11 protein-coding genes and 1 pseudogene are annotated in these 13,747 nt (G+C 67.1%); 8 read left to right on the top strand and 4 right to left on the bottom strand.

Annotated elements, in window-relative coordinates; all coding sequences use genetic code 11:
- Positions 1-3 precede the first annotated feature (3 nt).
- Positions 4-1,509 (bottom strand): helicase HerA-like domain-containing protein, encoded by a 1,506-nt coding sequence (locus VZ068_RS13500; protein ID WP_349655582.1) that lies wholly within the window; start codon positions 1,507-1,509, stop codon positions 4-6.
- Between the two features lie 283 nt (positions 1,510-1,792).
- Between VZ068_RS13500 and VZ068_RS13495 the strand changes: the two genes are divergently transcribed.
- Positions 1,793-3,376, top strand: a complete 1,584-nt coding sequence (locus VZ068_RS13495) for a transglycosylase SLT domain-containing protein (protein WP_349655581.1) — start codon at positions 1,793-1,795, stop codon at positions 3,374-3,376.
- Between the two features lie 636 nt (positions 3,377-4,012).
- Here VZ068_RS13495 and VZ068_RS13490 read toward each other — a convergent pair.
- From VZ068_RS13490 to VZ068_RS13480, 3 genes and pseudogenes are all read right to left on the bottom strand, one after another.
- Positions 4,013-4,141 (bottom strand): annotated as a pseudogene (locus VZ068_RS13490) (phosphatidylserine decarboxylase); the annotation flags it as partial.
- A gap of 49 nt (positions 4,142-4,190) precedes the next feature.
- Positions 4,191-5,039 (bottom strand): archaetidylserine decarboxylase, encoded by an 849-nt coding sequence (gene asd, locus VZ068_RS13485; protein ID WP_349655580.1) that lies wholly within the window; start codon positions 5,037-5,039, stop codon positions 4,191-4,193.
- The gene (locus VZ068_RS13480; protein WP_046963921.1) at positions 5,036-5,686 is read right to left on the bottom strand and encodes an SCO family protein; all 651 of its coding nucleotides are present in this window, start codon (positions 5,684-5,686) and stop codon (positions 5,036-5,038) included. Before VZ068_RS13480 ends, asd begins: the two co-directional genes overlap by 4 nt.
- Before the next feature lie 80 nt (positions 5,687-5,766).
- Here VZ068_RS13480 and prmB point away from each other — a divergent pair, with 80 nt between their 5' ends.
- The 7 genes from prmB to VZ068_RS13445 all read left to right on the top strand — a co-directional run bounded on the left by prmB (position 5,767) and on the right by VZ068_RS13445 (position 13,723).
- The gene (gene prmB, locus VZ068_RS13475; RefSeq protein WP_349655579.1) at positions 5,767-6,693 is read left to right on the top strand and encodes a 50S ribosomal protein L3 N(5)-glutamine methyltransferase; all 927 of its coding nucleotides are present in this window, start codon (positions 5,767-5,769) and stop codon (positions 6,691-6,693) included.
- The gene (locus tag VZ068_RS13470; RefSeq protein ID WP_259151219.1) at positions 6,683-7,171 is read left to right on the top strand and encodes a hypothetical protein; all 489 of its coding nucleotides are present in this window, start codon (positions 6,683-6,685) and stop codon (positions 7,169-7,171) included. Before prmB ends, VZ068_RS13470 begins: the two co-directional genes overlap by 11 nt.
- Positions 7,161-8,264 carry a chorismate synthase gene (gene aroC, locus VZ068_RS13465; protein WP_349655578.1) on the top strand — a complete coding sequence of 368 codons (1,104 nt, stop codon included), beginning with the start codon at positions 7,161-7,163 and terminating at the stop codon, positions 8,262-8,264. Before VZ068_RS13470 ends, aroC begins: the two co-directional genes overlap by 11 nt.
- Positions 8,257-9,315: a D-glycerate dehydrogenase gene (locus VZ068_RS13460; protein ID WP_349655577.1), complete on the top strand. Its 1,059-nt coding sequence runs from the start codon at positions 8,257-8,259 to the stop codon at positions 9,313-9,315. Before aroC ends, VZ068_RS13460 begins: the two co-directional genes overlap by 8 nt.
- 84 nt (positions 9,316-9,399) lie before the next feature.
- Positions 9,400-10,425, top strand: coding sequence for an aspartate-semialdehyde dehydrogenase (locus VZ068_RS13455; protein ID WP_349655576.1), 1,026 nt, complete (start codon positions 9,400-9,402; stop codon positions 10,423-10,425).
- 956 nt (positions 10,426-11,381) lie between these two features.
- Complete coding sequence (locus tag VZ068_RS13450; protein ID WP_349655575.1) at positions 11,382-13,343, top strand: FimV/HubP family polar landmark protein; 1,962 nt, start codon at positions 11,382-11,384, stop codon at positions 13,341-13,343.
- Complete coding sequence (locus tag VZ068_RS13445) at positions 13,340-13,723, top strand: VOC family protein (RefSeq protein ID WP_259151206.1); 384 nt, start codon at positions 13,340-13,342, stop codon at positions 13,721-13,723. The genes VZ068_RS13450 and VZ068_RS13445 overlap by 4 nt, the downstream gene beginning before the upstream one ends.
- The last annotated feature ends 24 nt before the right edge of the window (positions 13,724-13,747 follow it).

Below are 13,747 nucleotides of genomic sequence, written 5' to 3'. Positions count from 1 at the left end.
TACTCAGCGCTTCCCACCAAAAATACTGCCGAAGATGCCGCGCACGATCTGCTGGCCGATCTTGCTGCCGATGGTGCGCGAGGTCTGCTTGGCCATCGTTTCCAGCATGCCCTGGCGACGGCCACTGCCGAATACGGCGTCCTTGACCGCTTTTCCGAAACCGCTGTCCTGCGCGTCCTCGTCCTCGCGGGTGCGTGCAGGCGGGGCGGCGGTCTGCTCGGCCACCTGTTCGACGCGGCGTGCCAGCATTTCGGCGGCCGATTCGCGGTTGACTGCGGTGTCGTAGCGGGTGCCGACCGGGCTGGTTGCGCGCACCTGCGCGCGTTCGGGCGCGCTGATGGCGCCCATGCGGCAGCGCGGCGGCGCGATCAGGGTCTGCTGCACCGGGGCCGGCACGCCCTTGCCTTGCAGTGGCGATACCAGCGCCTCGCCGGTACCCAGGCTGGAGATGGCAGTGGCCACGTCGAGCTTGGGGTTGCCCACGAAGGTCTGCGCCGCGGTCCTGACCGCTTTCTGGTCGCGCGGGGTGTAGGCACGCAACGCATGCTGCACGCGGTTGCCGAGCTGGCCAAGGATGGTGTCGGGAATATCATCGGGAAACTGCGAGCAGAAATAGATGCCCACGCCCTTGGAGCGGATCAGCCGCACCACCTGCTCGATCCGCTGCACCAGCGCCGCCGGCGCATCGTCGAACAGCAAATGCGCCTCGTCGAACACGAACACCAGCTTGGGCTGTTCCAGGTCGCCCACTTCCGGCAAGCCCTCGAACAGCTCGGACAATAGCCACAGCAGGAACGTGGAATACAGCTTCGGTTTGAGCACCAGCTGGTTGGCCGCCAGGATGCCGATCACGCCACGGCCGTCCGGTGCAACGCGCATCAGCTCGGCAAGCTCCAACGCCGGTTCGCCGAAGAATTGCTCGCCCCCATCCTGCGACAGCCGCAGCAGGGCGCGCTGGATCGCGGCCACCGATTGCGCCGAGACCAGCCCGTAACTGGTCGACAGCTCCTTGCGTTCTTCGATCACCAGCGCCAGCAATGCGCGCAGATCGTCCAGATCCAGCAGCAACAGGCCGCGGTCGTCGGCCAGCTTGAACACGATGTCCAGCACGCCGGATTGGGTGTCGTTGAGCTCCAGGATGCGCGCAAGCAGGGTCGGGCCCATTTCGCTCACGGTGGTGCGCACCGGGTGGCCGAGCTGCCCGTACAGGTCCCAGAACACCACCGGGCTGGCGGCCGGCGCGTAATCGGCGATGCCCACATCCATGGCGCGCTGCAACACGCCGGGCGCGCCGTCCCCGGCCACGGCCAGGCCCGCCACGTCGCCTTTGACGTCGGCCAGGAACACCGGCACCCCCAGCCGCGAGAAGCCTTCGGCCAGGGTCATCAGGGTCACGGTCTTGCCGGTGCCGGTGGCGCCAGCCACCAGGCCATGACGGTTGCCGAAGCGGCCTTCGAGCACGACCGGGATATCGTCGGTGACGCCTTTGCCGAGCAGGAACGAGGCCATTGGGCAGATCCAGTGAGGAAAGACCGGATTCTAGCGGGCAAGCGTGTCGCGCAAATCTGCGGGCGACGGCTGGGGCGTGACAGTCAGCCTGTGCGACGCGCCGGCACCGGGATCCAGCACGATCGACCGCATGCGCGCAGGTGCCAGACAAACGGTTCCGCCAGTCTTCAATGCATCGGGCGGGCACCCCAAGCTAACGCGCCACTGACCTGCCGGCGGCGTTGCCTTGCCCCGGTGTCGCCCCGGCGGCTACCCTGCCTGACTTTCCGCTGCACTGTCTCCGATGCCGCTCGCTCATTTTGGTTTGCGCTCATGGCCTGTCCTGGCTGTGGTGGCGCTGATGTCTGTCGTCCCCGCCGCCCACGCCATCTCCAAGCGCGACACGGAGAAGGCCGCCGTGCTCGATGCCCGCATGGCCGCCGCCGAAAAGCGCTATCGCGATGCGCTGGTGCTGGTGAACAACTCCGACCCCAAGGGCAGCGCCGAAGGCGATGCCGCGCTGGAGGACATGGAAGACGTCATCGACGCCTGCATCAAGCAGCGCGGCTGCCTGGTCGCCAATCAGCTGGCGACCTACAAGCGCCTGCTGAAGGCACGCGCCGATGCCGAAGCGCCGGCGGCCGAAGATCCCGAAGACGACGACACGCTGCTGCAGGCCGACCCGGACCACCTGGGCCCGGCGGCGAACGGCGTGCCCGAGGCGGCGCGTGCCGCCACGCTGCTCAACGACCAGCGCCACGATTTCGACAAGATGGTGCAATACAACCCGGCAGTGCAGGCCGGCATCCGCCGCTGGCTGACCGACATGCGCCCGGCGTTGCTGACCAGCTACGAGAACTACAGCAACCTGCGCGGGGTGATGTGGCCGGAATGGCAGAAGCGCGGCCTGCCCGAGGCGCTGCTGTTCGGCATCATGGCCAAGGAATCCAACGGCAAGGTGCACGCCAGCTCGCGTGCCGGCGCGGCCGGATTGATGCAGTTCATGCCGGCCACCGGGCGTCGCTTCGGGCTGGGCCCGGACGGCACCGGCTTCGACACGCGCTTCGATGCACGCAGCGCCGCCGAAGCCAGCGCCGCCTACCTCAACGAGCGCATGGCCGGGCTCAACCGCAACATCGAACTGGCGCTGGCCGCCTACAACGGTGGCGAGGGCCGCGCCGCGCGCGTGTTCACCCAGAGCGGCGGACGTGGGTTCTGGGAGCAGGACGTGTACAACCAGTTCCCGGCCGAAACCAAGGACTACGTGCCGATGGTGATCGCGGCGGCGTGGATCTTCCTGCACCCGCGCCAGTACGGGGTGGACTTCGCCAAGCTCGACGCGCAACCGGCCACGCTGAAGCTGGCCAAGTCGACCACCATCTATGAACTGACCATCTGCCTGGGCAGCATGGGCACGCGCGACGGCTACATGCGCGCGTTGCGCAACCTCAACCCGCGCTACGAATCCGATGGCTGGATTCCGGCCGGCACCGTGATCAACGCCACCAACCGCATTGCCAGCCTGTACACGCGTTACTGCGTCAACGGCCCGCGCGCGGACCTGGCGCGCACGCTGATCACCGCCGACCTCAACAGCGCCATCGTGCGCAGCAGCAGCGCCCCCGAGTACGTGCCCAGCGTGGCGGTAGGCGATGTCAGCCCGATGGCCGGCGTGCCGACCACCGTGGCCACCGGCCAGCCGGCGGTTGCCAAGCCCAAGGCCAAGCAGGCACGCAGCTATACCATCGCCAAAGGCGACACGCTCGGCCGCGTCGCGCAGAAGTACCAGTGCGAGATCAAGGAGCTGGCCAAGGCCAACGGCCTGAAGGCGCCGTCGTATGCACTCAAGCCGGGGCAGAGCATCAAGCTGGCCGGTTGCGATCGCTGACCAGCGCGAGCAGTCCCACGCCGGTTAGGGCATCGGCCAGCCGCCGCGGCGAGCTACGCCGGCCCGTGCCCGGTAGGAGCGGACCTGGCCGCGACGAAGCCGTCCCCATAGCTGCAACGTAGGCGATAGCGCTCCGCATCGGAGGGGGGGCACCACGCGTCTGCGCACGCACGTTATCGAGAATGCCCTGTATCGAGAATGCCTTGTCGCGGTCAGGCCCGCTCCTACAACGGAGTGATTGTTGTGGGCGGGCCTGGGCATGGGGCTTGTCGGTAGCGGTCCTGGCTGCGCCGCCGCCGCCCGTTGGCGTTTCGTCGCGAACGGGTGTGCACCTGCATCGGAATGGGCCATCGAGCTGACCGGTAGGGACGCGTTGACACGTGCGGGCACCGCCGCGGCGAGCTACGCCGGCCCGCGCCCCTCGTAGGAGCGGACCTGGCCGCGACGAAGCCGTCACCATAGCTCCAACGTAGGCGATAGCGCTCCGCATCGAAGGCGGGGGGCACCACGCGTCAGCGCACGAACGCTATCGAGAATGCCCTGTCGCGGTCAGGCCCGCTCCTACAACGGCGTCGTCGTCTCCCGCCGATTGCCGCGGGGATAGGGGGCGCCGCGGCAATCGGCGCACCGCTGCGATCAGCCGACCTGGCGACGCGCGAGCGCTTGACCCAGTCGAACGGATGTCTCTGCAGCAAGTCCGCTTCCGAGCTTCGCCACACCCGGCGGCAGTAGCACGATCACGGTGGAGCCGTAGTTGAAGCGCGCCGCGCCTCATTCAAATGCTTCGCCTGGATGCTGGGCGCGCCGCTGCGCGTCAGCGCACTTGCCGACGCGCTAGCGCTTGCCCCAGTCGAACGGATGTCTCTGCAGCAAGTCCGCTTTCGAGCTTCGCCACACCTGGCGGCAGTAGCACGATCACGGTGGAGCCGTAGTTGAAGCGCGCCATCTCCGCAAACTTCTCCAGCACGATCCCCTTTCCGCGGTAATCCTTGCGCGTGATGCGGTCGCCATAGCGCGGAATCTCCACGCCGCTCCAGACCGTCTCCACGCCGGACACCAGCAGCGCGCCCACCATCACCGAGGCCATCGGGCCGAACTCGGTATCGAAGTGGCACACCAGGCGTTCGTTGCGGGCGAACAACCGTGGCACGTTACGCACCGCATCCGGACCCACGCTGAACAGGCGGCCGGGCACATGCACGGTTTCGCGCAGGGTGCCGGTCCACGGCATGTGCACGCGGTGGTAGTCCTTGGGCGACAGATACACCGTTGCGAACAGGCCGTCGTTGAACGGCAGCGCCGCTTCGGCGTCGCCGAGCAGTTCGGCGGCAGTGAACGACTGCCCCTTGGCCTGAAAAATGCGCCCGTTCTCGATCGGGCCGAGCTGGCTGATGCGGCCGTCGGCCGGCATCAGCACGGCTGACGGGTCGGCGTCGTGCACGCGTGCGCCCGGCTTCAACGCGCGGGTGAAGAAGGCATTGAAGGTGGGATACGCGCGCGGATCCGGCTCTTGCGCTTCGCTCAGGTCCACGCCGAACTTGCGCGTCACCGTGTCGATCAACCATTGCTTGGTCGCAGGCGTGTCCGAGTACGCCAACGCGCGCGCCATGGAGGACAGCAAGCGATGCGGCAGAACGTAGGTCAGGGAAGTGACGAAACTCACGGAGCGGTTACCTTGGTCAGCTGTTGGAGGTCGGCGGCAATCGCCTTGGGGTCGAGCGGCGGGCGGATCAGGCCGGTCAGGCGACCTTGCGGGTCGAGCACGGCAATGCCGGCCGAGTGATCCATGCTGTAGTCGTTGGGGTTCTGATCGAAGTTCTTGCCCGGCACCTTCTGGAACACCAAGCCCAGCGCAGTGGCAAAGCGCTCCAGTGCCGGCACGTCTGCGGTGGCCGCCAGCGTGTCCTTATGGAAGGCGTGGGCGTATTCGCCCAGCCGTGCGGGCGGGTCGCGCTGCGGGTCCACCGACACGAACAGCACGCGCGGGCGCAGCCCGTCGGGAATGCTTTCCCACTGCTTCTGCGCCACCGCCAGATCGGTCAGCGTGGTCGGGCAGACGTCCGGACAGAAGGTGAAACCCAGAAACACCAGCGTCCAATGCCCTCTCAGTTCGCCAGACACCAGCTGGGTGCCATCGGACTGGCGCAGGCTGAACTGCGGCAAGGGTCGCGGCTGCGGGTAGAAAGTGATGGTCTGGGTGGGCGGCCAGGGCGAGCGGGGCGCTCCGCCGAAGAACTTCTGGCCCAGCAACAACCCAAGACCGGCGGCCAGCGCCACCAGCAGCACGATGCCGGTATTGCGATTGAACATGGCGGTTTCCAGTGCAACGGACGCTCATGATACCGATCCGACCTCTATAATCGGGGGCCGATTCCTTTTTAGTTGTTGCCATGACTGCCGCCGCGGCCGACGAACTGCACACCATCATCGACCTGATCCGCTACGGCACCAGCCGTTTCAACGAAGCCGGTCTCACCTTCGGTCACAGCTACGACAATGCGCTGGACGAAGCCACCCAACTGGTGCTGCACAGCCTGCATCTGCCGCACGACCTGGGCCCGGCCTATGGCCAGGCGCGCCTGCTGCGCGACGAAAAAGAACGCGTGCTGGGCCTGTTCGAGTGCCGCATCACCGAGCGCGTGCCGGCGGCGTATCTGACCGGTGAAGCCTGGTTTGCCGGCCTGAGTTTCAAGAGCGATGCGCGCGCCCTGGTGCCGCGCTCGCCGATTGCCGAGTTGATCGAGGCCGGCTTCGAGCCATGGCTGGGCGGCCGCGAGGTCACCCGCGCGCTGGACCTGTGCACCGGCTCGGGCTGCATCGCCATCGCCATGGGCCACTACAACCCGCAGTGGGATGTGGATGGCGTGGACATCAGCGACGACGCGCTGGCGCTGGCCGCCGAAAACAAGGCGCGCCTGCATGCCGACAACGTCACCTTGCTCAAGTCGGATCTGTTCGCCGGGTTGGGCGGGCGTCAGTACGACCTGATCGTGACCAATCCGCCGTACGTCACCAACGACGAGACCGATGCGCTGCCGCAGGAGTATTCTTACGAGCCGGAGCTGGGCTTGCGTGCCGGCGACGATGGTCTGGACCTGGTGCTGAAGATCCTGCGCGATGCACCGCAGCACCTGAGCGAAGACGGCCTGCTGATCTGCGAGGTAGGCGAGTCCGAGCAGCACCTGATCAAGCTGCTGCCGGAAGTGGACCTGGCCTGGGTCGAGTTCAAGGTCGGGCAGATGGGCATCTTTGCGGTGGAATGCCGCGAGCTGATCGCGCACAGCGCGCGCATCGCCGAGTTGGCCGGTGCGCGCTGAAGCGCCCGCCGCGCGTCCGCAGCTGATCGATATCGTGCTGCTGGCGCCGGTGTCGCTCTTCGGTGCGGCCATTCCATTCGGCTTGCTCGACGTGGTGTTTCGCTTGTTCGACCCGATGTACGGCGGCCCGACGGCGCAGCGCTGGTTGAGCGCAGCGGCAGAAATCGGCTTCGGCTTGATGGCGTTTTTCGGCCTTGTTTCGGCCTGGATCGTGGCCGCCAGCTCGGATGCGTCGCTGCGCACGCATCAGCGGCGTACGCTGGTGGTGACAATCGGCTTGCTGTGCGGGATCAGCGCTGCGCTCTACCTGCTTGCCGACTGGATGCTCATTCGTAAAGTAGAGCTGGACGTGTTTTTCATGGTGTTCAGCGGGTTGTTTGCAATGGCGCCGATGCTGGTGGCAGTACGTCATCTGCTGCGCATGTTTCGCGCCACGCCACCCGCTGCGATGTTAAGAGGATGCCGATATGGGCAGTAATAGTTTCGGCCGCCTGTTGACGGTCACCACCTTCGGCGAGTCGCACGGGCCGGCGATCGGCTGCGTTGTCGATGGCTGCCCTCCGGGCCTGGAGTTGGCGCCGGAAGAGTTCACGCTGGACCTGCAACGCCGTGCCAGCGGCAAGAGCCGGCATACCTCGGCACGCCGCGAAGCCGACGAGATCGAAATCCTGTCCGGCGTGTACGAAGGCCGCACCACCGGCACGCCGATCGGGCTGCTGATCCGCAACACCGACCAGCGCAGCAAGGATTACAGCAACATCGCCCAGCAGTTCCGCCCCGGCCATGCGGACTACAGCTACTGGCAGAAGTACGGCATCCGCGACCCACGCGGCGGCGGGCGCTCGTCCGCGCGCGAAACCACCATGCGCGTGGCTGCGGGCGTCATCGCCAAGAAGTGGCTCAAGCAGCGCTACGGCGTGCTGGTGCGCGGTTATCTGTCGCAGCTGGGCGAGATCCGTCCGACCGGCTTCGACTGGAATGCGGTCGAAGACAACCCGTTCTTCTGGCCGCACGCCGAGCAGGTGCCGGAGCTGGAAACCTACATGGATGCGTTGCGCAAGTCCGGCGATTCGGTCGGCGCGCGCGTGGACGTGGTGGCCGGTGGCGTACCGCCCGGTTGGGGCGAGCCGATCTACGGCAAGCTCGATGCCGAGCTGGCTGCCGCGTTGATGAGCATCAATGCGGTCAAGGGCGTGGAGATCGGCGATGGCTTCGCCAGCGCCGCGCAGAAGGGCACCGAGCACCGCGACCTGATCACCCCGGAAGGCTTCCTCAGCAATCATGCCGGCGGCATCCTGGGCGGCATTTCCACCGGGCAGGCGGTCACCGCGTCGATGGTGCTCAAGCCGACCTCCAGCCTGCGCCTGCCGGGCGCGACCGTGGATGCGGACGGAACGGTGGTGGATGTGATCACCACCGGTCGGCACGACCCATGCGTGGGCATCCGCGCCACCCCGATCGCCGAGGCGATGATGGCCTTGGTGCTGATGGATCAGGCCTTGCGTCATCGCGCCCAGTGCGGCGATGTCGGCGAAGTGTCGCCGCGCATTCCCGGTCAACTCGATGTCTGAAGCAGCGCGCCCCAAGGTGTGGGTCAGCCAGCCGCTGTTCGACGACGTCGTCGCGCAGCTGAGCGCGCATTTCGCGCTGACCACTACCGAGCGCGTCACCGCGTATTCCTCGCACGAGCTGGCCGCGCACCTGGCCGGCGTCGATGGCGCACTGATCACGCTCAACGAGCGCGTGGGCGCGGCAGAAATCGCCTCGGCGCCGCAGTTGCGCGCCATCGCCAACGTTGGCGTGGGCTACAACAATCTCGATATCGACGCGCTGAGTGCTGCCGGCATCCTGGCCAGCAACACGCCCGACGTGTTGACCGAAACCACCGCCGATCTGGGCTTTGCGTTGTTGATGGCCGCCGCGCGCCGTGTCACCGAAGCCGAGCGCTGGTTGCGCGACGGCCAGTGGGGGCAGTGGTCGTTCAAGACCATGCTCGGTGCCGACATTCATGGCAGCACGCTCGGCATCCTGGGTATGGGCCGGATCGGGCAGGGTATCGCACGCCGCGGCGCGCACGGCTTCGGCATGCGCGTGCTGTACCACAACCGCAGCAGGTTGCCGGCGCAGATCGAGCAGGACCTCAACGCGCAGTATGTCGATATCGACAGCTTGCTGGCGCAGTCCGATCACCTGGTGCTGGTGCTGCCGTACAACAGGGACTCGCACCACATCATCGATGCCGCCGCGCTGGGCAAGATGCGGCCCACCGCCACGCTGGTGAACATCGCGCGCGGCGGCATCGTCGATGAGCTCGCGCTGGCCGACGCGCTGGCCAATGGGCGTCTTGCCGGCGCCGGCCTGGACGTCTACGAAGGCGAGCCTGCGGTGCGCCCGGAGCTGCTGGCGCTGCACAACGTGGTGCTTACCCCGCATATCGGCAGTGCCAGCCTGGCGACGCGCCGCGCAATGGTGCAGCTGGCGGTGGACAACCTGATTGCCGCACTCGGCCACGGCCCCGACGCCGGGCGTCCGCCGAGCGCGCTCAATGCCGATGCGATCGCAGCTGCCAAACGCGGCGGCACGATCGTGGACGCCGGCAAAACCGGCGCGACCAAACGATAGGGAACCTCCGCGGCCAGCATTGGAGGTTCCCCGAACCCACGCGCAGCGCATTTCCCTTTTCACTCTTTCGATAAAGACATCCTCATGAGCAACGAAAACCGTCGTTTCAATGTCGCGGTCGTGGGCGCCACCGGCGCTGTCGGCGAGACCATGCTGAGCATCCTCGCCGAGCGCAACTTCCCGGTCGACAACCTGTACGCGCTGGCCTCGGCGCGTTCGGCCGGTGGGCAGGTCGAGTTCAATGGCGGCAAGGTCGACGTGCTGGATCTGGCCGACTTCGACCCGACCGGCGTGGACATCGCGCTGTTCTCCGCAGGCGGCAGCGTGTCCAAGGAGTACGGCCCCAAGTTTGCCGCTGCCGGCGCGGTGGTGATCGATAATTCCTCCGCCTTCCGCTACGACGACGACGTGCCGCTGGTGGTGTCGGAAGTCAATCCCGAAGCGCTCAAGCAGCGCCCGCGCGGCATCATCGCCAACCCCAATTGCTCGACCATGCAGATGCTGGTCGCGCTGGGCCCGATCCACCGCAAGTACGGCATCGAACGTATCAACGTGGCGACCTACCAGTCGGTGTCCGGCGGCGGCCGCTCGGCGATGGAAGAACTGGGCAAGCAGACCAGCGAGTTGCTCAGCTTCCAGGAAATCGACCCGCAGCGCTTTCCGGTGCAGATCGCCTTCAACCTGATCCCGCACATCGACGACTTCCAGGACAACGGCTACACCAAGGAAGAGATGAAGCTGGTCTGGGAAACCCGCAAGATCCTGGGCGACGAGAACATCCAGGTGAACCCCACCGCGGTGCGCGTGCCGGTGTTTTACGGGCACTCCGAAGCGGTGGCCATCGAGACCCGCGACAAGATCACCGTCGAAGCCGCGCGCGCGCTGCTGGAAGCGTCACCGGGCGTGGAAGTGGTGGACGAGCGCAAGCCGGGTGGCTACCCGACGCCGGTAACGCATGCCTCGGGCAAGGACGCGGTGTTCGTCGGCCGCATCCGTGAAGACTTCTCGCACCCGCGTGGTCTCAATCTGTGGATCGTCTCCGACAACATCCGCAAGGGCGCCGCACTCAACGCCGTGCAGCTGGCCGAACTGGTCGCACAGGAAGGCTGATCAACGTCCGTGTAGGAGCGCGCTCGCGCGCGATGGCTGTCCCGGTGACGCCCCGTCGCGCACAGCTGCGCTCCTACAAGGGCTGATCGCCCGCGTTCGCGATAAGCGCAGCGCCGTGGTCACCAAGCGCCCTTCGCAGGAAGGAGTTGCGGGTGGCATGGGCTTCCCCTGCAACTGCAGGCAACGCCGTCCAGCTGACCGAACTGGTCGCACAGGAAGGCTGATCTACCTCCCGCGTAGGAGCGCGCTCGCGCGCGATGGCTGTCCCGGTGACGCCCCGTCGTCGCGCACGGGTGCGCTCCTACAAGGGCTGATCGCCCGCGTTCGCGATAAGCGCAGCGCCGTGGTCACCAAGCGCCCTTCGCAGGAAGGAGTTGCGGGTGGCATGGGCTTCCCCTGCAACTGCAGGCAACGCCGTCCAGCTGACCGAACTGGTCGCACAAGAAGGCTGATCAACGTCCGTGTAGGAGCGCGCTCGCGCGCGATGGCTGTCCCGGTGACGCCCCGTCGCGCACGGGTGCGCCTTACACGTGCCGATGGCCTGAGGCTGTCGAACTCCCTGGTGCCTGGGTCAAGAATGTGCCTGCCGTAAAGGGCGCTTGTATGTCACCGGTCTCCCTGCGAAGGCCGATCGCCTGCACTGCGTGCCTTTCCAATGAAGCGCAGCTTGGCCCGACGCGTGAAGCGCTTCCCACGATCGATCTGCACATGAGCCGATAGCGATCACGCCAGCAGCGGAGCCGGTTCCGTGTGCGCGCTACGTAACAGCTGCACTACGCGTTCTTCGCTCTCGTGTCCCGGGCTTGTGGGGCTGCCGATTCGTGGTCGACAGCTGCGCCTGTGCACCGATGTCGCGGTGCGGCATCGCAGGGGCGGCGCGCGTGCGACGCGCGAACGACTTTTTCGCTCATTCAGCGGCTATATTGCTACCCATGAAACATAGGGGCAGGGGCGCGATGCGTCCGATACAAGGGATAGGCGCGTTGCTGCTGATGGCTTGCAGCGGCGCCGCGATGGCGTTGGGCTTGGGCGATATCCGGGTGCTGTCCAAACCCGGGCAGCCGTTGGTGGCCGAGATTCCGGTCATCTCCAACGAGCCGGGCGAGCTCGACAACGCGCGCGTGGCGCTGGCATCGGCGACCACCTTTGCGCGGGTTGGGCTGGAGCGGCCGCAAGGTCTGGTCAGCAACCTGCAGTTCCAGTTCGCGCAGGACGCGCGCGGGCGTGCGGTGATCCGCGTGACCAGCAGCCAGCCGGTGGACCAGCCAGCGATCAATTTTCTGATCGAAGTGGAGTGGGGCCAGGGCCGTCTGGTGCGCGAGTATGCCGCACTGGTCGACGCGCCCAACACCGCTGCCGCAGTTGCCGAACCGGCCATCGAGGCGCCGCGTGCCGGCGCCAGCAACACGATTGCACGCGAACCAGCGGCGGCTCCGGCGGTAGAACGCGCGGCAGGTGATGCTGGCGCTGCGGCGCCGACGCGGGCCGCGGCAACCGCACCCGCCGCCACGCAGGCTGGCGATGCATTGCCGGCCGTCCGCTCGGGCCAGACCTTGTCGGAAATTGCAGCAGGCCTGGCCCGCTCCAGCGGCCATTCGCTGGATCAGACCATGCTGGCGTTGCTGCGGACCAATCCGGATGCCTTCGTCAACGGCAACATCAATCGCCTCAAGCAGGGCGCCGTGCTGCGCACGCCGCAGGAAGACGCGCTGGCGCAGGTCAACGCGGCCGAAGCGGCGGTGATGGTGCGCGAGCAGGCTGCCCAATGGCGGCAGGCGCGCTCGGCCATTCCGCAACCGGCCGATGCCGGTGCCGCTGCTGCAGCAACGCCTGCCGCACCGACTGCGTCCACCGCGGCCGGTAGCGGCGCGCGGCTCGAAATCGCCCCGGCAGTGGCGACTCAGACCAACACCGCCGGCGCCACGTCCGGCACCAGTGCCGAAGGCGAGGGCGAGATGGCGGCCAACCAACAGTTGCAACAGGCCAAGGAAGACATCGCCACCCGCGATGCGGAATTGCAGGACCTGCGCTCGCGCGTGGCCGACCTGGAAAAGCTCAAGCAGCAACAGCAAGCCTTGATCGCCATGAAGGACACCGACCTGGCAGCCGCGCAGAAGCGCCTGGCCGAGGCGCCGCAGGCTGCCCCGCAAGGCGGCGGCTTCCCGCTGTGGTTGATCGGGGCGCTGGTGTTGATCGTGGCGGCGGTGGTCGCGTGGCTGGCAGCGCGTCGTCGCAAGCCATCGCCGCTGCCGCCGTTGCCGCGCCGCCAGTTCGACTTCGCACCGCCGATCGCTGCGACGGAGGCTGCCGGGCAGCAGCACGACCCGCAGGCCACCGAGCCCAGCGAACACGAGGTGCTGCACGAAACCGAGTTCGAACACGCCAACCTGCGCGAAGACGAGCGCGTCCACGACGCGCCCACGCCGCTATCGGACATGTTGCGGCGCGAGCCGTTGCCGTCCGAGCCGGTCGTGGCAGCACCGGTGGTCAATAGCGACGAATGGCGTGCGCTGCGCGCGGCCCCGCCGGCGCCGGTTACGGAGCCCGAACTGGACGACCCGCAATCCGGGCTTGCGCAGCAATCCGAGCTGCCGTCGCAGCAGATCGAGCCGCAGCACGCGCTTGGCGAGCGCCCGGCGCCCGCCACGACGTCCTCCGTCCAGGACGGCTTCGACTTCGAGCAGGTGTTGCAGCATCCCGAAGATGTCGAGCAGGCGCCGGCCCTCCCGGTGGAGTCGCCCACGGCGGTCGGCAACAGGGAGTTCGCCTCGGCAGGGCGCGATCGCCTGGAATTGGCGGTTGCGTACATGGACCTGGGCGACAAGGACACCGCGCGCGGTCTGTTGCTGGAAGTGGCCGCCACCGGCGACGACGCCACCCGCGCCGAAGCGGCCCAATTGCTGGAACAGCTGGCGTGAGTCCGGCGATGGAGCGCATGGCGGTGCGCGAACGCCGGATCGATTATGTGGAGTTCGCGTCCATCGATCCCGATGCCAGCCGGGCCTTCTTCGAGACCGTGTTCGGCTGGCAGTTCCAGGCCTATGGCCCGGATTATCTGGCCTTCAACGATGGCCGTCTGGACGGGGGCTTTTATCGCGCCACGGTACCCGTCCCGGCAGAAGGCGGGCCGTTGGTGGTGCTGTATGCAGACGACCTGCAGCCGATGCTGGAACGCGTGCGCGCGGCAGGCGGCGAGATCGTCAAGCCGGTCTTCGGCTTTCCCGGTGGCAGCCGGTTTCATTTCCGCGAGCCCGGCGGCAGCACGCTGGCGGTGTGGTCCGAGCGCGCTGCGGCCTGAGGCCAGCGCCCGATGACGTGTTGC

This window comes from Xanthomonas sp. 10-10 (assembly GCF_040182365.1).
Lineage (GTDB): Bacteria > Pseudomonadota > Gammaproteobacteria > Xanthomonadales > Xanthomonadaceae > Xanthomonas > Xanthomonas arboricola_F.
The sequence above is the reverse complement of the archived record's forward strand: the minus strand, read 5'-3'. Positions and strand labels throughout refer to the sequence as shown.

Bases quoted from the DNA above. Each gene is read 5' to 3' on its own strand.
- VZ068_RS13500 (WP_349655582.1), bottom strand. From the start codon at position 1,509: ATGGCCTCGTTCCTGCTCGGCAAAGGCGTCACCGACGATATCCCGGTC.
- VZ068_RS13495 (WP_349655581.1), top strand. From the start codon at position 1,793: ATGCCGCTCGCTCATTTTGGTTTGCGCTCATGGCCTGTCCTGGCTGTG.
- VZ068_RS13480 (WP_046963921.1), bottom strand. From the start codon at position 5,686: ATGTTCAATCGCAATACCGGCATCGTGCTGCTGGTGGCGCTGGCCGCC.
- prmB (WP_349655579.1), top strand. From the start codon at position 5,767: ATGACTGCCGCCGCGGCCGACGAACTGCACACCATCATCGACCTGATC.
- aroC (WP_349655578.1), top strand. From the start codon at position 7,161: ATGGGCAGTAATAGTTTCGGCCGCCTGTTGACGGTCACCACCTTCGGC.
- VZ068_RS13460 (WP_349655577.1), top strand. From the start codon at position 8,257: ATGTCTGAAGCAGCGCGCCCCAAGGTGTGGGTCAGCCAGCCGCTGTTC.
- VZ068_RS13455 (WP_349655576.1), top strand. From the start codon at position 9,400: ATGAGCAACGAAAACCGTCGTTTCAATGTCGCGGTCGTGGGCGCCACC.
- VZ068_RS13450 (WP_349655575.1), top strand. From the start codon at position 11,382: ATGCGTCCGATACAAGGGATAGGCGCGTTGCTGCTGATGGCTTGCAGC.